This is a genomic window from Azospirillum sp. UENF 112521 (assembly GCF_058780665.1).
In genome coordinates, this window is record NZ_JBSNCI010000003.1 from 741581 (window position 1) to 759592 (window position 18012).

The following is an 18012-nucleotide window of genomic DNA, read 5'->3' on the forward strand; positions in this document are numbered from 1 at the left end:
ACTCTCCCAATGGTCGTTTCATAATGAAGCGTCAGACATCCAGAACCAATTTTGCGCTCCGGGCCCGGGAGACGCACAGCATCATCGTCTTGCCGGCAGCGCGTTCCGCATCGGACAGGACGCTGTCGCGATGGTCGGGCTCGCCCTCCAGCACCGTCGTCTCGCAGGTGCCGCAGATGCCCTGTTCGCAGGAGGAGTCGACCTCGACCCCGGCGGCGTAGAGCGCATCCAGGATGCTGGTTCCCGCCGGAACCGTGACGGTGACGCCGGACCGCGCGCAGACCACGTCGAAGCTGGCGTCCACCATGTCCTGACGGGCCGGCTCCGGACGCGGCGTGAACCATTCCAAGCGGACATCCTGGTCCGGCCGGGCGGCGGCTGCCACCGCTTCCATCAACCGCTGCGGACCGCAGCAATAGACCGGGACATCGACAGGGGTGGACGCCATCAATGCGTCGACCGCAAGCCGTCGGCCGTCGTCGGCGGCATGCAGGTCGACGCGGCCATGCGGCAGGGCGCGGAGATCTTCGAGGAAGGGCGCCGCCGCGGCACTGCGCACGCAATAGTGCAGGACCCAATCGGCGCCCCGCTCCGCCGCCCTGCGGATCATCGGCAACAGCGGTGTGATGCCGATGCCGCCGGCGATGAACAGGTAGCGCGCTGCGTCGTCGAAGCGGAAATTGTTGCGGGGCGGGGAGATGGCCAGATCGGCTCCAAGAGCCAGTTCGCCATGCACGAAGCCCGATCCCCGCCCGCCCGGCACGTTCAGGACGGCGATGCGGTAGGCTTGGCGGTCCGCCGGATCGCCGCACAGCGAATAGGAGCGCACCGCCCCGTCCGGCAGATGGAGGTCGATATGGGCGCCGGGCTCAGCCGGCGGCAGCCCCCGCCCATCCGGATCGCGCAGTTCGACCAGCCGGACCTGCGGTGCGATCCGCTCGAGGCGGTGCACGCGCAACGTCCAGGGTGCCTTGGCTGAGGGCTGCGGCGTTTCAGGCTGCGTGCTGCTCATAATCCTGCCTGCGAGTGTCATCGGTGAGTCTGGTATGCCAGATCCAATGCAGGCAGCCTAAAACCTCAAGCTAACTTCAGGTCAAGGGAAAATGTGGAATCCCGGTTCGGCGGATCATCCGGCGGTCGCCATGCGTTGTTCGCGAAACGGTGCGCGGGCACCCCCAACGGGAGGAACTGTCATGTCACGGTCGACGATCATGGTCCTGGTTGCAGCGCTTGGATTGGCAGGAACGCCTGCGCTGGCGGCGTCGGGCGACATCCATGCGGTGACGGGCGAGAAGGTCAATCTGCGTGCCGGTCCGTCCGACGACGCGGCGGTGCGCTCTACGATCATGCGCGGCGAGGACGTGGTCGAACTGCGGCGGGAGGGCAACTGGATGGGTGTCCGCGTGCTGCGCACCGGGGAGGAGGGCTGGCTGTTCTCCGACCTCGTCAAGCGGCAGAGCGCCAGCTCGCTGGGCAGCGGCGAAAGTGCTCCGGCGCAGGCCGGGTTCGGCAAGCTTTCGCCCGGCTTCGACGGTCTGGTCGCCGGCATCGGCGAGCAACTCGGCTACCGCTTCGCCGACAAGGTGGAACAGGGCGCCAATGGCACGCTGCGGGTCGTGCCGACCCAGGAATGGCTGTACAACACCGGCCGTGACGCCAAAATGTTCGCAGCGCTGGCGCTCTACCAGATGTGGAAGAACTACAACAACGGCAAGCCGGTGACCGTCACGCTGGGCGCGCAGGGACCGGCCGCCATCACCATCGCCGACGCTGCGAAGGGGCCGGAACTTACCGGACCGGCCTTCAATCCGGCGCGCTGATAGGAGAAGGACCGCAAGCCCCCGGCGCGTTCACGCGCGTTCACACCGGGGCCTTGCGGTCCTTGCGGATCGTCAGATTTCCCGCTTGCTCATCTGGTCGGCGATGTAATCGGCCTGCCGGATCGCCAGCGCGACGATGGTCAGGGTCGGGTTCTCCGAGGCGCCGCTGGTGAACTGGCTGCCGTCCGACACGAACAGGTTCTTCACGTCGTGCGCCTGTCCCCATTTGTTGACGACGCCGTCGCGGGCATTGGCGCTCATCCGGTTGGTGCCGAGATTGTGGGTGGACGGGTAGGGCGGGGTGTGGATGGTCCTGACCGCGCCCACCGCGTCATAGACGGCCGACCCGCGGCCATAGGCATGGGTGCGCATGGCGATGTCGTTGGGATGGTCGTCGAAATTGACGTTGGGAATCGGCAGGCCGAACTTGTCCTTCTCCGTCGCGTGCAGGGTGACGCGGTTGGTCTCGCGCGGCATGTCCTCGCCCACCAGCCACATGCCGGCGATATGGTCGTAGGCGTCCAGCGCCGAGCTGAAGTCGCGGCCCCAGGCCCCCGGATCGAGGAAGGCCGCCATGAAGGGCACGCCGAGCGACAGCGTTTCCATCTCGTAGCCGCCGACGAAGCCGCGCCGCGGGTCGAAGCGGGATTCGTCGCGGATGATGCCGGCCATGGTGGTACCGCGGTACATGTGCACCGGCCGGTCGAACAACCCATAGACCGACCCGGTCATGTGACGCATGTAGTTGCGCCCGACCTGACCCGACGAGTTCGCCAGCCCGTCCGGAAACATCGTCGACGCCGAGTTCAACAGCAGGCGCGGGCTTTCGATCGAGTTGCCGGCGACCGCGACGATGCGGGCCTTCTGGCGGTGCATGGCGCCGGCGGCATCGGCATAGAGCACGGCGTTGACCTTGCCCTTCGCGTCATGCTCGATCTTCAGCACCTGGGCGTTCGGCCGGACCTCCAGATTGCCGGTGGCCTCGCCCTTGGGGATCTCGGTATAGAGGGTCGACCATTTCGCCCCCGACTTGCAGCCCTGGAAACAGAAGCCGATCTGCTGGCAGGCGCCGCGGCCGTCGCGCGGCTTGCTGTTGATCGACATGTTGCCGGTGTGGAATTCGCTGTAGCCCAGCTTCTTGGCGCCGGCCGCCAGCACCTTGTAATTGTTGTTGCCGGGCAGGCGCGGGATGCCGTTGGTGCCGGTCGTCCCCATCTTGAACTCGGCCTTGTCGTAATAGGGCTCCATCTCCGCCAGCGTCACCGGCCAGTCGAGCAGGTTGGCGCCCTCCACCGCGCCGTAGGTCGTGCGCGTCTTGAACTCGTGCTCCTGGAAGCGGAGCGAGGCGCCGGCCCAATGGACGGTGGAGCCGCCGACTGCCTTGACGATCCAGGCCGGCAGGTTGGGGAAGTCTTTCGCCACCCGCCAGCTTCCCGAGGTGGTGCGCTTGTCCAGCCAGGAGATCTGCGAGAAGCTTTTCCATTCGTCGTTCACGAAATCCTGGATTTCGTGGCGGGCACCAGCCTCCAGGCAGACGACCTTGACGCCCTTCTGGGCCAGCTCGTTTGCCAGGGTGCCGCCGCCGGCCCCCGATCCGATCACCACCACGACGCTGTCGTCATCCATCGCGAATTTCGCAACCATGTCTCGGTCCTCCCCATTTTTTCGGGCATTCGGTGCGGCAGACGGACGGCGCCGTCAGGCGTCCTTGATCCAGTCCAAATCGTCGAAGCCGCGATGGATGTAGCCGCCATACTCGGCCGACGCCCCTTCGTAGCCGAGCTTCGCCCACACCTCCGGCTGGTTGTAGAGGGCGACCACCATGTCGCCGCGCACCTTGCGGAAGAAGGGCGTGGTCTCGATCGATTTCAGCACCGCGACGCGGTCCGCCTCGGCCTTGATCGCGGCGTAGGGAGCGTTGCGCAGCTTGCGCGCGGCGGCATCCAGCGCCACTGCCCCTTCGTTGAGCTGGCCTGCCAGGGTGGCGTCCTTCGCCGCCGCCTGGTCCATCGAGGCCAGCGCCGTCTCGTAATAGGCGTCGCCCAGACGGTCGTGCGGATAGAGGTCGCGCACCATCACCAGCAGGGTCTTGGCGGCGTCGGGCTTGATGGCGGTCAGCCCTTCGGCCCAGGCCGGCATCGCCGTGATCGACACCATGCCGCCGGAAACCGCACCGGCCGCCGCCACCGACGCGGCGGAGGTCTTCAGAAAATTCCGTCGGTTGAACCGTGTCCGTTTGTCGAGAACGCGCATGATCGACGTCTCCTTCCCATGGTTCGGTTATTGTTGGGTCGAGGTTTGGACTTACCGGTAGCGGCCGTGGCGTTGCAGCACCTCGGTCTTGTAGCCATCCGGATCGGTGACGAAGAAGAAGCGGGCCAGCAGGGTGCCGCCGGGGGCGAACTCCTTCACCGGGGTCACCGGGAAGCCCAGGGCCGTCATCCGGGCGTGCTCGCGCTCCAGATCGTCCACCACCACCGCCATGTGGCCGTAGCCGTCGCCGTGGGTGTAGGGCGCCGTCCGGTCATGGTTGACGGTCAGCTCCAGTTCCATGTCGTTTTCGGCGTTGCGCAGGTAGATCAGCGTGAAACCGTCGAAGCCCAGCCGTTCGGCCGGTTCCAGCCCGAAAGCCTTGGCGTAGAAGTCCAGCGACCGCTGTTCGTCGAGGACGCGCACCATCATGTGGATGATCTTGGCCATGGTGCTTCCCATGAGGTCGTTGAGGGAGGGCGTTACCGTTTGGCGTTGGTTTCCAGGAACTGGACGATGCTCTTGCGAATGGCGTCGTCGTCCTGGTGGTAGTTCATGTAGCTGCCGGGAACGAACTGGTTGGAGTTGGCCAGCCAGTTCTCCAGATGGCCGGCGTCCCAGGCGAAGCCGGCACCGCGCAGCGCATCGGAATAGTCGAAGCCGGTCACGCTGCCGGCCTTGCGGCCGATGACGCCGTACAGCGGCGGCCCGGCGCGGGGCCCGTCGTCCTTCTTCACCGAATGGCAGGTTCCGCATTGCTGGCGGAACAGCGTTTCGCCATCCGCCGCCGCGGATTTCCGCGTGAAGGGCGAGAAGGGTATGGACAGAAGGAGCAGCAACATCACCCAGCGGTGCGGCGACATCCTCGCGTGCATCGCATGCCTCATCGTCTGAAAATCCTCCCGAAATTCCGGCTTGAGCCTTTGGGCGCCGTCACGTCGGTCCAGCCGGCGCGGCACCGTGGATGTGAATTCAGCAAGGGGCGTGCCACCCTACGCAAAGCCGCATTCGATAAGGGGAAGGGCAGGTTTTGTGCGGTGTCGTGGGGGATGGCTGTCCCAACTGTTTCATTTTGGGACACCGGCGGTGCGACATATCGTCCCATTATGAGACGGTGTGCTACACGAACATTCTTTAAAATCACTCATCCGACTGGCTCCGGCATTTTGGCACGTCGATTGCTTTTAGGGGGTGGCGTTGCAGCCGCCCCGCTTCGGCGGTCGCAAAAAGCCTGAAGCTGCGGACCATCTTCGCCGCGCCGTTGTGCGGTCCCGGTCCGGCCGATCCCGCCCTTGAACTGCCGGTGTCCCGTCATCCGGCATAAGCGGCCGACGCGATCCTTCAGGCCCGGATCAACATCATCAAAATCATGGGGAGAGACGACATGCCGGATGGATTGACGCTGAACAAGATCACCAGCCAGAAAGGCATCGGCATCACCGAGGCGGCCCGCCGCGTCGCCGATCTCGGCTGGACGCCGTCCTACGTCAAGGAGGCGATGAGCTTCCCGACCGACTACAAGATCTCCAAGGCACCGCGCGACCCGATGAAGCAGGTTCTGCGCTCCTACTTCCCGATGCAGGAGGAGAAGGACAACCGCGTCTATGGCGCGCTCGACGCGGCGCTGCGCGGCGACATGTTCCGCAATGTCGAGCCGCGCTGGATCGAGTGGATGAAGCTGTTCCTGGCGATCATCCCCTTCCCGGAAATCTCGGCGGCGCGGTCGATGGCGACGCTGGGCCAGCTGGCGCCGGGCGACGATCTGCGCACCGGCTTCACCATGCAGATGATCGACGAGTTCCGGCACTCGACGATCCAGATGAACCTCAAGAAATGGTACATGGAGAACTACATCGACCCGGCCGGGTTCGACATCACCGAGAAGGCGTTCGGCAAATGCTACGCCACCACCATCGGCCGGCAATTCGGTGAGGCCTTCCTGACCGGCGACGCCATCACCGCGTCGAACATCTACCTCCAGGTCGTGGCGGAGACCGCCTTCACCAACACTCTGTTCGTCGCCATGCCGTCGGAGGCGGCGCGCAACGGCGACTATGCCCTGCCCACCGTCTTCCTGTCGGTGCAGAGCGATGAGTCCCGCCACATCGGCAACGGCCATTCCATGCTGATGTCGGTGCTGAAGGAGCCGGACAACCACCTGCTGCTGGAACGCGACATCCGCTATTCCTTCTGGCAGAACCACATGATCGTCGACGCCGCCATCGGCACGATCATCGAATACGGCACCAAGCATCGGGACAAGAACAAGGAATCCTACGCCGAGCTGTGGCACCGCTGGATCTTCGAGGACTATTACCGCACCTACCTGCTGCCGCTGGAGAAGTACGGCATTAAGATCCACCATGACGACGTTCACGAAGCCTTCGACAGCATCGTCAAGAAAAACTACGTCCACAAGATCGCCCAGTTCTTCTCTGCCGGCTGGTGGGCCAATTTCTGGCGCATCGAGGCGATGACCGAGCGCGACTTCGAATGGTTCGAGAGCAAGTATCCGGGCTGGTACGACGAGTTCGGCGTCTGGTGGGAAAACTACGCCAAGCTGAGCAAGCCCGGCAGCGTGCCGATCACCTTTGCCGACACCGGCTATGTCTATCCGCACCGCTGCTGGTCGAGCCTGGTGCCCTGCGTGATCCGCGAGGACTTCACGATCGACGAGGTCGACGGCGAGCTGTTCACCTACGCCTCCGAGGTCGACCGCTGGACCCACAAGGAAGCCTTCGCCGCCGAATACCAGGGCCGCCCGACACCGGCGATGGGCCGCTTCTCCGGCCGGCGCCAGTGGGAGGAGGTCTATGACGGCTGGGACCTCGCCGACGCCATCCAGGACATGGGCTTCGTCCGTCCCGACGGGAAGACGCTGGTCGCCCAGCCGCATCTGTCCTTCGAGGAGAAGGACATGTGGACGCTGGACCATGTGCGTGGCCACACCATCCGCAGCCCGCTGCTGGCGCTCCGCGAAATGACGCCGCAACAGCGTCAGGCGCATGTCGAGGAATACCGCAAGGGCTTCAAGATCCGCCGGGTCTGATCTCCCGCCCCTTCACTTGGGCCCGCCCCCCTTTCCGGCCCCCTTTCCGGCTGGAGAGGGGGAACGGGATCCCCTGCGGACTTTACAGGCGGACATCGCCGCGGAGATCGACAGACCATGACCGCACAAGCGCTAAAGAACAGCCCGGCCGTCCACACCGTCCGGTTGGAGCCGGTCGGCATCGAAATGGAGGTGGCGGAAGGGGAAACCATCCTCGACGCTGCCTTCCGCCAGGGCGTCTCGCTGATGCATGGCTGCAAGGAGGGGCAATGCTCCGCCTGCAAATGCCTGCTGATCGACGGCGACGTCGAGATGCTGAAATACTCCACCTTCGCGCTCTCCGATCCGGAGCGCGAGAGCAACCACATCCTGCTCTGCCGCTCGCTGGCCTACAGCGACGTGGCGGTGGAACTGCTGAACTATGACGAGGATCTGCTGTCCCGCTCCATCCCGGTGAAGGACTTCAACGCCCGGCTGGCCGCGGTGGAGCCGCTGACCCACGACATCGTCGCCATCGCGTTGGACCTCGACCAGCCGATGAAGTTCTGGGCCGGCCAGTATGTCGACATCACGCTGCCCGGCATCGGCCTGACCCGATCCTTCTCGATGGGCAATCCGCCGGCAGACGGCAACCGGCTGGAGTTCATCATCAAGAAATACCCGGACGGCGCCTTCTCCCGGCAGTTGGACGGCGGCCTGTCGGTCGGCGACCGGGTGAGCGTCCGCGGTCCCTATGGCAGCTGCTTCCGCCGTGAGGGGCGGGAGGGGCCGATGATCCTGGTCGGCGGCGGGTCGGGCATGGCGCCGCTGCTGTCGATCCTGCGCGATCAGGCCGCCAGCGGCGAGACACGGCCGGTGCGGCTCTTCTACGGCGCCCGCAGCCGCAAGGACCTGTTCCACCTCGACCTGTTCGAGGAGTTCGCCCGCAGCCTGCCGGACTTCGCCTTCATCCCCGCCCTGTCGCATGCCGAGGAGGGCGACGGCTGGACCGGCGAGACCGGCTTCATCCACGAGGTGCTGCGCCGGCATCTGTCTGGGATGGATGAGGTGGAGGAGGCCGACGTCTTCTCCTGCGGGCCGCCGCCGATGATCGACGCGGTGCTGCCGGTCCTGCAGATCGCCGGCGTCGATTCCGCGCGCGTCTATTTCGACAAATTCACTCCCGCGACCCGCTGAGGCGGGCCGCTGAGGGGGGGCTTATGCAAACACGGGAGGAACGACGATGACCATGCAGGAAACCACATCCGCAGCCGCCGGGGCCAAGGTCTTTCCGGGCTCCGACAGTCGCCGCTACAACTACTTCGAGCCGAAGGGCCGCAAGGCCACCCATTACGAGGACGTGACGGTCGACGTCCAGCCCGATCCGGAGCGCTATCTTCTCCAGAACTGGATCATCTCCTTCGGCGACGGCACGCCCACCTATTCCAAGGACTGGACCGCGCTGAAATGCACGGACTGGCACGGTTACCGTGCGCCCGACCAGGAATGGGAACGCACCCATTACCAGCGCCAGTCGACCATCGTCGGCATGATCCAGAATGTGGTGGAGAATGCGCGCCGCGCCGGGGCGCCCCAGCGCTTCGACAAGGCTTGGGTCGCCGTGCTCCAGAACCATGTCGGCGCCTTCAAGCATGCCGAATATGGCCTGGGCACCGCGCTGATGCGGGCGCAGCGCTACGGCTACACCCAGATGGTCAACAACGCCATCCTGACCAACGCCTCCTACAAGCTGCGCTTCGCCCAGGATCTGACGCTCTATCTGGCCGAGGTCGGCAGCGACATCGGGAATTTCGACCTTGATGCCGGCAAGGCGCACTGGCTGGACGATCCGATCTGGCAGCCCTGCCGCGAGGCGGTGGAGCATATCCGCGCCGCCACCGACTTCCTGGAGCAGTATTTCGCCGTCAACCTCGTCTTCGAACCGCTGGTCGGCGAGCTGTTCCGCAGCGGCTTCGTCATGCAGGTGGCCGCAGCCCAGAACGACTTCTCCACTCCGTCGGTCATTTCGGCGGCCGAGGCCGACTATGAACGGAACCTCGCCAACGCGGTGGAACTGTTCGCCCTGCTGCTGCGCGATCCGGTCCATGGCGAGGACAACCGGACCATGCTGCAAAGCTGGTTCAGCCACCATGGCGGACTGGCGGTGAAGGCGGCCCTGCAGTTGCAGCCGCTGTGGTCGCTGCCGCGGGTCAAGGCTGCCAACTTCGTGGAAGCGTTCGAACGGGCGCGCGGGCGCGTCGCCGCCATCGGGCGGGAGATCGGCATCGACGCAGACCTGCCGGCTCTGCCGCCGGTCGAGGTTGGGCAGGCCGCCGCTTCGGCGGCGGTCACCGCCGCGGTCAACGGCGCTGCTGCCGAGTGACCCTTCCCGCATCTCCGCCAAAAGGACGAAAACCATGAGTGTCACCACCGTGCAGCAGCTTTTCAAGCCGCTGAAGGACATCACCCAGGACGGCACCATCTCGCACCAGTGCGGCGTGACGATGAACGACAGCGTCGAGGCGCGCTGCATCGCCGAGGTGATGGAGAGCAAGCCCGGCATCACCGTCACCTATCTGCCGGCGATGATCCGCATCGACGGCGAAGGCAAGATCGAGTTCAAGATGAGCGAGATCGGCGAGGCGCTGGGCCGCGAGATGACCCCGCACATCTTCGAGATCTCCACCTCCACCCACTATGGCCGCATGGTCATGATCGACGAGGACACCGTCGTCCTCTTCGGCAACATGGACGACGCGCTGGCTTACGAGTGATCTCGGGAAGGCGGGGCCTGCTTCAGGTCCGGCGGGCTCCGCCTCTTTTTTCAAATCCGCAAAATCAATAATGGGAGGGAAAGTCGCCATGCCGAAGATGATGCTGCACCGTGCCGAGGCGCGGGCCGCGCTTGCCCGTGGGGTGGGCAAGCTGGCGCTGGCGGTGCGCGGCACGCTGGGGCCGAAGGGGACGAACGCGATCATCGACCGCCCCATCGGCACGCCGATGATTTCGCGCGACGGTGTCAGCATCGCCGCCGAGATCGAGCTGCCCTGCCGCTTCGAGAATATGGGCGCCCAGGTGGTGCGGGAGGTCTCGAAACAAACCAACGACGTGGCCGGCGACGGCACCACCACAGCCACCGTGCTGGCCGATGCGCTGATCCAGGACGGTGTCGCCGTGCTTGCTGACGGCCATGGGTCGGTGGAGTTGGTGGAGGGGATGGAGCGCGCCTGCGGCTTCGTCGTCGACCGGCTCCGCCACATCGCCCGGCCGCTGGAAAGCCATGCCCAGTTGGAGCAGGTGGCGACGGTTGCGGCGACCGATCCGGCACTCGGCCGTCTGGTGGCGGACGCGCTGCGCCGGGTCGGGGCGGAGGGAGTGATCGACATCGAATACGGCCAGCCGGGCGCGCCGACGGCGTTGCATGTGCTGGAAGGCATGGTGCTGGACCGCGGGTTCCTGTCCCACCACATGGCGACCGAACCGACCGGCCAGAGCGCGGTGCTGGAACGGCCCTACATCCTGATGACCGACCACAAGATCATCGATCCGGAACCGATCCTGCGTCTGGTCGACCGCATCGCCGCCGGGCACCGCCCGCTGCTGGTCATGGCCGACAGCGTGGCGCCGGAGGTGGTGGCGGCGCTGATGGCGCTGCGCCGCGACGGGCGCGCCACGGTGGTGGCGATCAATCCCCCGGAATTCGGCCACTGGCGTCAGGCGACGATGGAGGACATCGCGATCCTGACCGGCGGGCGGGTGATCGCCCGCGACCTGGGCGGACGCCTCGACAGCGTGGCGGCGGAGGATCTGGGGGGCGCCGACCGCATCGAGGTGTCGGCCGGCCGGACAACCATCCTGCGCGGCCATGGCAATCCCGATGCGCTGGCCGCCCGCCGCGCCCTGGTGCAGCGCCAGTGGGAGGAGGCGCCGCCCAACATCGAGCGGGACAAGCTGTCCCAGCGGCTGGCGAAGCTGACGCACGGCACCGCCCTGATAGAGGTCGGCGGGGCCACCCCGGTGGAGCAGAAGCGCACCGCCCAGCTTCTGGAGGATTCGCTGGCTGCCGCCCGCGCAGCACTGGCCGAAGGGGTGGTGCCCGGCGGCGGCACCGCGCTCGCCCGCGTCGCCCCGCTGCTCGACCGGCTGGCCGAGGATGTGGGGGAGGGCGAGAGGGCCGGGGTGCGGCTGGTGCGGCGGGCGATGCTGCAACCTTTGATCTGCATCGCGGAGAATGGCGGGTTGGACGGGGACGGCGTTGCCGCGCGCGTCGCCGCGCTTCCCGACGGGTCCGGCTTCGATGCCCGCAGCGGCCGGTTCGGCGACCTGTTCGCCGCGGGGATCATCGATCCGGTCAAGGTCACCACGCTTGCATTGCTGAACGCGGTGTCGGTCGCCAAGCTGGTGCTGACCACCCACACGCTGATCGCCGACATCCCCGACGATGTCGATCCCACCGCCGGACCGGCCCGCGGCGGCGGAATGGAACGGTACGGGCGAACCTGATCCTTTTTCGGCCGTAGCACCCCACCTCCCCCTTCGGAGAGAAAGGCAGGAAAAAAGCAATAGAGTAATCCACTACTACCGCTCCCGCTTCGGTTCGGCTTATGGTTTCTCATACAAACAATTCTTGATGCGGAGCATATCCGGGCGAGCCTCCGCATCCCTTGTCCAAAGACAATCGGCGCATCGGAAACCATCCGCAAAAGACGCCGGGAAGCAGGGAGGGGACTATGTTGGCCAACGAACAGGCCGGTGCCGGCCGTCTGGCCGCCGCCTTGCCGGCACCAGCGCTTCACGCTCTGGTGGATGGCGAAACGGCCACGATGAAGGCATGGGAGGATTTCGTTTCCGGCTCGCGCCGGGACAATCTGCCGGTGCGCGACGTGGTCATCCGATCCTGGGCACGATGTCAAAGCTTCCTGGTCGATGCGCGGGCGGATGCCGCCCCGGTGATTGGTCGCGATCATATCGAGGCTCTGCGACGCGACAACCGCGATCTGCTCCAGGCAGCGGCCTCGACCCTGGCGGAGGCGTCTGATCTGCTGGCCGGCACCCGTACCGTTCTGCTGATCACAGATGCCAACGGCGTCGTGCTGGAGGCGGCCGGCGACCGTGCCACCTTGAGCGTGGCGCGCGACATCAGTCTGGCCTGCGGGGGCCAGTGGGGCGAGACCTGTGCCGGCACCAACGGCATTGGCACGGCATTGGCGTCCAAGCAGCCGGTGCTGGTCCAGGCTGCGGAGCATTATTGCGCCGGCATCAAGGGATGGAGCTGTGCCGGGGCGCCGATCCACGATCCGGTCGACGGATCGGTCGTCGGCCTGCTCGACATCTCCGGCCTGAAGCAGAGCTTCAGCGGGCAGGCGCTTGCCTTGGCCGTGGTCGCTGCCCGGCAGGTGGAATGGAATCTCGCCCGCCAGACGGAGGCCGAACATGTGCGACTGCTGGAGGCCTGCCTGGAGGACAGCCAGAAATATGTTGGCGAAGGGCTGATCGCACTCGATGCCCGTGGGCGCCTGCTCTATGCCAGCCGCAAGGCGGCGCATCTGTTGAAGGCCAGTTTCGGGTCGGAACTGCCGCAGTTGAACCGAGGGACGAAGCTGCCGATAGCTGGGGTCGGAGGTGGACCCGGGGGTGGGGCAGGGGAGCGGTTGCCGGTTCCGGCCGACTGGGTCCGGCCGCTGATTCTGGATGGGGAGCGGCGGGGAACGCTGCTGGTCATCCCCACTGCGGTATCGGGCCGACCGTCCGCCGGACGCCGTGCGGTGCCGGACGAATCCGACCACAGCCGGTCGCGCTTCGCCGACATCGTCGGTGACAGCGGCAGCCTGCGCATGGTGATCGGGCAGGGGGAGCGTCTGGCGCCGCTGCCGGTCCCCATCCTGATCGAGGGCGAGACCGGCGTCGGCAAGGAACTGTTCGCCCGCGCCATCCACGGCCACAGCGCTGCGGCCGGCGGTCCCTTCGTGCCGTTCAACTGCGGTGCCGTCTCGCGCGAGATGCTGGGCAGCGAGCTGTTCGGCTATGTGCGCGGCGCCTTCACCGGTGCGGCGGCGGAGGGGCGCATCGGCCGCTTTGAACTGGCCGACGGCGGCACGCTGTGCCTCGACGAGATCGGCGAATTGCCGCTCGACCTTCAGCCTTACCTGTTGCGGGTTCTGGAGGAGGGCGTGCTGTACCGCATCGGCGACAACGTGCCGCGCCGGGTGTCGGTGCGGCTGCTCGCCATGACTAACCGGAACCTCCGGCAGGAAGTCGCCGCCGGCCGCTTCCGCCGCGACCTGTACCATCGCCTCGCCGTGACCGCCCTGCGCGTGCCGCCCCTGCGCGACCGCCATGGCGATGTTCCCCGCCTGATCTCCCACTTCAACGGCTTGCTGGCGGAGCGGCATGGCCGGGCACCCGTCCGCTTCACCGCGGCGGCGCTGGATCTCCTGCAACGCTACGACTGGCCGGGCAATGTCCGGGAGCTGCGCAATGCGGTTGAACGGGCTGTCCTGCTGTCCACCAGCGGCAGCATCGGCATCGACGACCTGCCGGACGAACTGCGCGATGCCTGCGGTTGCATGGTTGCCGACGGTTGGCCATTGCTGGGCTCTCCGACCCCGCCCATCGTGGCGCCTGCCGCCGTCGTGTCGCCTCCAACGGCAATGGCGCTGACGGAGACCGAACAGAGGACAATCAAGGATGTGATTGCGGCAACCGGCGGGAACCTGTCCGATGCGGCGGCAGTCCTCGGCATCTCGCGCAGCACGCTGTATCGGAAAATGAGCCAGCACGGCATTCGGCGCATATCCGCCGGCAAGGCGTAAAAGCCGCTCCGTCAAAAGTAACCGCAGCCGGGTTTGATACCGCATTCAAGGAAGGATGGGCGCATGTGCCAGATCTTCGTCAACGCCGATCCGATCCTGTACGAGGCACGGTCACGGTCGGTGCGCATCCATGGCATGGTCACCAGCATCCGGTTGGAGAACCTGTTCTGGAACGTCCTTGCCGACATCGCCGCGGAGCAGGGGACGACGACGAACAGGCTGATCCTGTCGCTGTACGATGAGGTTCTGGAGGCCCACGGGGCCGTTCAGAACCTCGCCTCCTTCCTGCGGGTCAGCTGCGTGCGCTACCTGACCATGAAGCCGCAGATGCGGCTGCCCGGACAGTCCGGCAGCCTGCTGGAGGTTGCGGAGACCTCGTCCGCCGCCGACGGCGCGTCGGTGGTTTCGCTGCGGCGGGACGGGCGGCAGCAGGACAGGGCGTGACGGCGGACTGCCGGTCACAGCCGCCAGGAGCCGAGCAGGACTTCGAGAAAGCGTGCCGCCATCGGTGAGAGGATGGCGCCATGCCGCCGGACCACGCCGATCGTCCGGGAGATCTTCGGATGGCCCAAAGGGAGAGTCAGGATGATGGGATGGCCGGAGGACGGCGTGGCGAGCTTTGGCAGCACGGCGACGCCGAGCCCGGCCTCCACCAGGCCGAGCGAACTTGCGAGATGCGTGATCTCGTAGGACCAGTTGAGCTTCAGGCCGTGCTGCGCCAGGGCATTGTCGATCAGCGCCCGGTTGCCGCTGGTCCGGCCCACGGTGATGACGCGGTGGGCGGCCAGCTCGTCCCAGTTCACCACCGTATGGGCCGCCAGCGGATGATCGTGCCGGCAGGCGACGACGAAGGGGTCCTCGGCCAGTGGCGTGAATTCGATGTCAGGGTGCGAGGTGCCGATGAAGTTGATGCCGAAATCGGCCTCGCCGCGCGCCACCGCCTCCAGCCCTTCGTTGGCGCCGAGATCAAGGATGCGGATGCGGATCCGCGGGAACGCGATGCTGAAGCGGCTGATCGCGTTGGGGAGGAAATAGAACACCGCCGTCGGGACGGAGGCGATGGTGATCTGGCCGCCGCTCCGTGCGCCGAGATCGCTGATCCCCAGCAACGACGTCTCGAATTCATCGAGGAAGCGGCGGACCTTGGGCATGAAATCGCGCCCCACCATCGTCAGCGCGACATGGCGGGTCGAGCGCTCGAACAACGCCACGCCCAGCGTGTCCTCCAGCTTCTGGATGCGGCGGCTGAGTGCCGGCTGCGACAGGTTCAGAAGCTCGGCGGCGCGGTTGAAGCTTCCCAGTTCCGCCACCGCCACGAACGCCTTCAGATCGACCAGCTCAAAATTCATGCCCGGCTCCATCGGCATCGCATTGATGCGTGAAATGGAATAATAGTGCGAATCAATGCATTTCACAAATATCGTTCGCAGTCAGAATATCGGCGCATCGGCTTTCTTCGCCCACCGGCGAACCCAAGAGAAACCAAGCGCCATGACAAATACGATGAACCGCCAGATCGGCATTCCCTGCGTGATGATGCGCGGCGGGACCTCTCGCGGCCCCTTCTTTCTGGCGTCCGACCTTCCTGCCCTTCCGGCGGAGCGCGATGCCCTCCTGCTCTCGGTGATGGGGGCGGGGAACGATCTGGGGATCGACGGCATCGGCGGCGGCAATCCGCTGACCAGCAAGGTCGCCATCGTCGGTCCAGCCACCAGGGCCGGAGCGGATGTGGATTACCTGTTCGCTCAGGTGCGGGTGCAGGAGGGGGTGGTCGACACCTCGCCCAACTGCGGCAACATGCTGGCCGCGGTCGGCCCCTTCGCCATCGAGTCCGGGCTTGTCCCGGCGGCGAACGGCGTCACGGTGGTGCGCATCCACAACGTCAACACCGGCAAGCTGATCGAGGCCCGCATCCAGACCCCCGGCGGCCAAGTGGCCTATGAGGGCGAGGCCGTCATCGACGGCGTGCCCGGCACCGCGGCCCCCATCCATCTCGCTTTTCTCGACGCCGCAGGCGCCAACACCGGCCGGCTGCTGCCCACCGGATCGCCGGTCGACCTGATCGACGGCATCCCGGTGTCCTGCGTCGATGCCGCCATCCCGGTGATGCTGATCCGCGCCGCCGACCTCGGCAAGACGGGGTACGAGCCGGTGGACAGCTTCCGGTCCGACCGGGAGTTCATGTCCCGGCTGGAGGCGCTGCGCGTCGAGGCCGGCCGCCGCATGGGTTTTCCCAACGCGGCCGGCATGGTGATCCCTAAGCCGGTCCTGCTGGCCCCACCGACCCGCGGCGGCACGCTGACCGTCCGGTATTTCATGCCGCATGATTGCCATCGGGCGATGGCCATCACCGGCGCCGTCGCCACCGCCACCGCCTGCACCATTCCGGAAACCGTGGCCGCCGCTTTGGTGGGACGGTTCATCATGCCCGGCGACATCACCTTCGAACATCCGGCAGGCCGGCTGACTGTCCGTCTTGAGGTGGGCCGTCTCGAGGCGGGCCGCCTTGAGACCGGTGACGGCCAATCCGCACCGACCGCCAGCATCCTGCGCACCGCGCGGCGCCTGTTCGAGGGAACCGTGTTCGCCCGCCCTTCGACCCCGTCGCGGACCGCCCTGGCGGCCTGACGCCACAGCATCAGAGAGGAGGAAACGCCATGCGTCCACAAACGGGGACCGATACCCTGACGCCGAGCAAGCCCAAGGCCATCTACAAGGCGCTCTATTTCCAGGTCGTCGTCGGCCTGACCCTGGGCATCCTGGCCGGCCACTTCTGGCCCGATTTCGGGGCGGGCTTGAAGCCGCTGGGCGACGGGTTCGTCAAGCTGGTCAAGATGATGATCGCGCCGGTGGTCTTCTGCACCATCGTCAGCGGCATCACCAGCCTGAACGACACCCGCGAGATCGGCAAGACGCTGGTCAAGTCGATGGCGCTGTTCTACGCGCTGACGGCGGCGGCGCTGCTCATCGGGCTGGCCGCGGTCATGATCATCGAGCCCGGCGTCGGCATGCATGTGTCGCCGTCGTCGCTCGACCCCGCGGTGGCCGCACGCTACGCCAAGCAGGCCGCCCCGGTCGGCTTCACCGACTTCCTGCTGCACATCATCCCGCATTCCTTCTTCGGCGCCTTCGCCGAGGGCGAGGTGCTGCCGGTGCTGCTCATCTCCGTGCTGGTCGGTTTCGGCCTGACGCGGGTCGGCAAGGCCGGCGAACCGGTGGTGCAGGGCATCGAATCCTTCTCCCACGTGCTGTTCGCCGCCTTCGGCTTCATAATGAAGCTGGCCCCCATCGGTGCGTTCGGCGCGATGGCCTTCACCGTGGGCAAATACGGCATCGACAGCATCGGCTCGCTCGGCCTGCTGATCCTGACCTTCTATGTCGCCTGCGGCGTCTTCCTGGTGGCGATCATCGGCACGCTGGCCCGGCTGCATGGTTTCAGCCTGTGGAAGGTCCTGCGCTACTTCCGCGAGGAGCTGCTGATCGTTCTCGGCACCTCGTCCTCCGAGCCGGTCCTGCCGCGGGTCTTGCAGAAGCTTGAAGCGCTGGGCTGCAAGAAGGGTGTTTCCGGCCTGGTTCTGCCGATGGGCTATTCCTTCAACCTCGACGGCACGGCGATCTACCTGACCCTCGCCTCGCTGTTCATCGCCCAGGCCTGCGACATCCACCTGTCGGCCGGCCAGATCGTCGCCATGCTCGGCGTCATGCTGCTGACCTCGAAGGGTGCCGCCGGCGTCACCGGCAGCGGCTTCGTCGCCCTGGTCGCCACGCTGACGGTGATGCCGGACCTGCCGGTTGCCGGTGTCGCGCTGCTGGTCGGCATCGACCGCTTCATGTCCGAAGCCCGCGCCCTGACCAGCATCATCAGCAACTGCGTCGTCAGCATCGTGGTCTCGATCTGGGAGGACGCCTGCGACCGTGAGGTTCTGCACCGCGAACTGAACCAGAGCGGTGCCGGCACCGAGCGCGTCCTGGAGGGGATGGGCGACATCCCGGTCATGCCGCTGGCCGCCCGCGCCCCCGCCCATCCGTCTCACTGAACGCTCGACAGTGGCCTGACGATGGGTGCGGAGGACCGGTCCAGACCGGCCCTCCGCACCCATCG

16 protein-coding genes are annotated in these 18012 nt (G+C 66.3%); 10 read left to right on the forward strand and 6 right to left on the reverse strand.

Going from position 1 to position 18012, the window contains the following annotated elements:
• Positions 1-31: 31 nt before the first annotated feature.
• Complete coding sequence (locus ACWPN8_RS19080) at positions 32-1012, reverse strand: PDR/VanB family oxidoreductase (protein ID WP_492241862.1); 981 nt, start codon at positions 1010-1012, stop codon at positions 32-34.
• 181 nt (positions 1013-1193) lie between these two features.
• Here ACWPN8_RS19080 and ACWPN8_RS19085 point away from each other — a divergent pair, with 181 nt between their 5' ends.
• Positions 1194-1820, forward strand: a complete 627-nt coding sequence (locus ACWPN8_RS19085; RefSeq protein WP_109447847.1) for an SH3 domain-containing protein — start codon at positions 1194-1196, stop codon at positions 1818-1820.
• A 72-nt stretch (positions 1821-1892) separates the two neighbouring features.
• On the opposite strand, the gene ACWPN8_RS19090 is transcribed toward ACWPN8_RS19085, so the two are convergent.
• The 4 genes from ACWPN8_RS19090 to ACWPN8_RS19105 are packed head-to-tail and all read right to left on the reverse strand — an operon-like array spanning position 1893 to position 4945.
• Complete coding sequence (locus ACWPN8_RS19090) at positions 1893-3464, reverse strand: GMC family oxidoreductase (protein ID WP_492241863.1); 1572 nt, start codon at positions 3462-3464, stop codon at positions 1893-1895.
• A 54-nt stretch (positions 3465-3518) separates the two neighbouring features.
• A complete protein-coding gene (locus ACWPN8_RS19095) occupies positions 3519-4073 on the reverse strand; it encodes a twin-arginine translocation signal domain-containing protein (protein WP_492241864.1) in 555 nt (184 codons plus the stop codon).
• 51 nt (positions 4074-4124) lie between these two features.
• Entirely contained in the window at positions 4125-4520 is a 396-nt protein-coding gene (locus tag ACWPN8_RS19100) for a VOC family protein (RefSeq protein WP_492241865.1), read from the reverse strand.
• Between the two features lie 32 nt (positions 4521-4552).
• Complete coding sequence (locus tag ACWPN8_RS19105) at positions 4553-4945, reverse strand: c-type cytochrome (protein WP_492241866.1); 393 nt, start codon at positions 4943-4945, stop codon at positions 4553-4555.
• A 509-nt stretch (positions 4946-5454) separates the two neighbouring features.
• On the opposite strand from ACWPN8_RS19105, the gene ACWPN8_RS19110 reads away from it, so the two are divergent.
• From ACWPN8_RS19110 to ACWPN8_RS19140, 7 genes are all read left to right on the forward strand, one after another.
• Positions 5455-7119, forward strand: coding sequence for an aromatic/alkene/methane monooxygenase hydroxylase/oxygenase subunit alpha (locus tag ACWPN8_RS19110; protein ID WP_492241867.1), 1665 nt, complete (start codon positions 5455-5457; stop codon positions 7117-7119).
• Between the two features lie 117 nt (positions 7120-7236).
• Complete coding sequence (locus ACWPN8_RS19115; RefSeq protein ID WP_492241868.1) at positions 7237-8295, forward strand: NADH:ubiquinone reductase (Na(+)-transporting) subunit F; 1059 nt, start codon at positions 7237-7239, stop codon at positions 8293-8295.
• A 46-nt stretch (positions 8296-8341) separates the two neighbouring features.
• Positions 8342-9481, forward strand: a complete 1140-nt coding sequence (locus ACWPN8_RS19120) for an aromatic/alkene monooxygenase hydroxylase subunit beta (protein ID WP_492241869.1) — start codon at positions 8342-8344, stop codon at positions 9479-9481.
• Between the two features lie 34 nt (positions 9482-9515).
• A complete protein-coding gene (locus tag ACWPN8_RS19125) occupies positions 9516-9872 on the forward strand; it encodes an MmoB/DmpM family protein (RefSeq protein WP_085086548.1) in 357 nt (118 codons plus the stop codon).
• Between the two features lie 88 nt (positions 9873-9960).
• Positions 9961-11601: a molecular chaperone GroEL gene (locus tag ACWPN8_RS19130; protein WP_492241870.1), complete on the forward strand. Its 1641-nt coding sequence runs from the start codon at positions 9961-9963 to the stop codon at positions 11599-11601.
• A gap of 227 nt (positions 11602-11828) precedes the next feature.
• Positions 11829-13910 (forward strand): sigma-54-dependent Fis family transcriptional regulator, encoded by a 2082-nt coding sequence (locus tag ACWPN8_RS19135; protein WP_492241871.1) that lies wholly within the window; start codon positions 11829-11831, stop codon positions 13908-13910.
• A gap of 63 nt (positions 13911-13973) precedes the next feature.
• Positions 13974-14354, forward strand: coding sequence for a ribbon-helix-helix domain-containing protein (locus ACWPN8_RS19140; protein WP_492241872.1), 381 nt, complete (start codon positions 13974-13976; stop codon positions 14352-14354).
• Positions 14355-14368: 14 nt separating this feature from the next.
• Here ACWPN8_RS19140 and ACWPN8_RS19145 read toward each other — a convergent pair whose 3' ends face one another.
• A complete protein-coding gene (locus tag ACWPN8_RS19145; protein ID WP_109452870.1) occupies positions 14369-15259 on the reverse strand; it encodes a LysR family transcriptional regulator in 891 nt (296 codons plus the stop codon).
• A 142-nt stretch (positions 15260-15401) separates the two neighbouring features.
• On the opposite strand from ACWPN8_RS19145, the gene ACWPN8_RS19150 reads away from it, so the two are divergent.
• Positions 15402-16538, forward strand: coding sequence for a 4-oxalomesaconate tautomerase (locus tag ACWPN8_RS19150; RefSeq protein ID WP_492241873.1), 1137 nt, complete (start codon positions 15402-15404; stop codon positions 16536-16538).
• 29 nt (positions 16539-16567) lie between these two features.
• A complete protein-coding gene (gene dctA / locus ACWPN8_RS19155; protein WP_109447823.1) occupies positions 16568-17947 on the forward strand; it encodes a C4-dicarboxylate transporter DctA in 1380 nt (459 codons plus the stop codon).
• The last annotated feature ends 65 nt before the right edge of the window (positions 17948-18012 follow it).

Coding starts and splice junctions, on each gene's coding strand:
- ACWPN8_RS19080 (WP_492241862.1), bottom strand. CDS start 1,012: ATGAGCAGCACGCAGCCTGAAACGCCGCAGCCCTCAGCCAAGGCACCC.
- ACWPN8_RS19085 (WP_109447847.1), top strand. CDS start 1,194: ATGTCACGGTCGACGATCATGGTCCTGGTTGCAGCGCTTGGATTGGCA.
- ACWPN8_RS19090 (WP_492241863.1), bottom strand. CDS start 3,464: ATGGTTGCGAAATTCGCGATGGATGACGACAGCGTCGTGGTGGTGATC.
- ACWPN8_RS19095 (WP_492241864.1), bottom strand. CDS start 4,073: ATGCGCGTTCTCGACAAACGGACACGGTTCAACCGACGGAATTTTCTG.
- ACWPN8_RS19100 (WP_492241865.1), bottom strand. CDS start 4,520: ATGGCCAAGATCATCCACATGATGGTGCGCGTCCTCGACGAACAGCGG.
- ACWPN8_RS19105 (WP_492241866.1), bottom strand. CDS start 4,945: ATGCACGCGAGGATGTCGCCGCACCGCTGGGTGATGTTGCTGCTCCTT.
- ACWPN8_RS19110 (WP_492241867.1), top strand. CDS start 5,455: ATGCCGGATGGATTGACGCTGAACAAGATCACCAGCCAGAAAGGCATC.
- ACWPN8_RS19115 (WP_492241868.1), top strand. CDS start 7,237: ATGACCGCACAAGCGCTAAAGAACAGCCCGGCCGTCCACACCGTCCGG.
- ACWPN8_RS19120 (WP_492241869.1), top strand. CDS start 8,342: ATGACCATGCAGGAAACCACATCCGCAGCCGCCGGGGCCAAGGTCTTT.
- ACWPN8_RS19125 (WP_085086548.1), top strand. CDS start 9,516: ATGAGTGTCACCACCGTGCAGCAGCTTTTCAAGCCGCTGAAGGACATC.
- ACWPN8_RS19130 (WP_492241870.1), top strand. CDS start 9,961: ATGCCGAAGATGATGCTGCACCGTGCCGAGGCGCGGGCCGCGCTTGCC.
- ACWPN8_RS19135 (WP_492241871.1), top strand. CDS start 11,829: ATGTTGGCCAACGAACAGGCCGGTGCCGGCCGTCTGGCCGCCGCCTTG.
- ACWPN8_RS19140 (WP_492241872.1), top strand. CDS start 13,974: ATGTGCCAGATCTTCGTCAACGCCGATCCGATCCTGTACGAGGCACGG.
- ACWPN8_RS19145 (WP_109452870.1), bottom strand. CDS start 15,259: ATGAATTTTGAGCTGGTCGATCTGAAGGCGTTCGTGGCGGTGGCGGAA.
- ACWPN8_RS19150 (WP_492241873.1), top strand. CDS start 15,402: ATGACAAATACGATGAACCGCCAGATCGGCATTCCCTGCGTGATGATG.
- dctA (WP_109447823.1), top strand. CDS start 16,568: ATGCGTCCACAAACGGGGACCGATACCCTGACGCCGAGCAAGCCCAAG.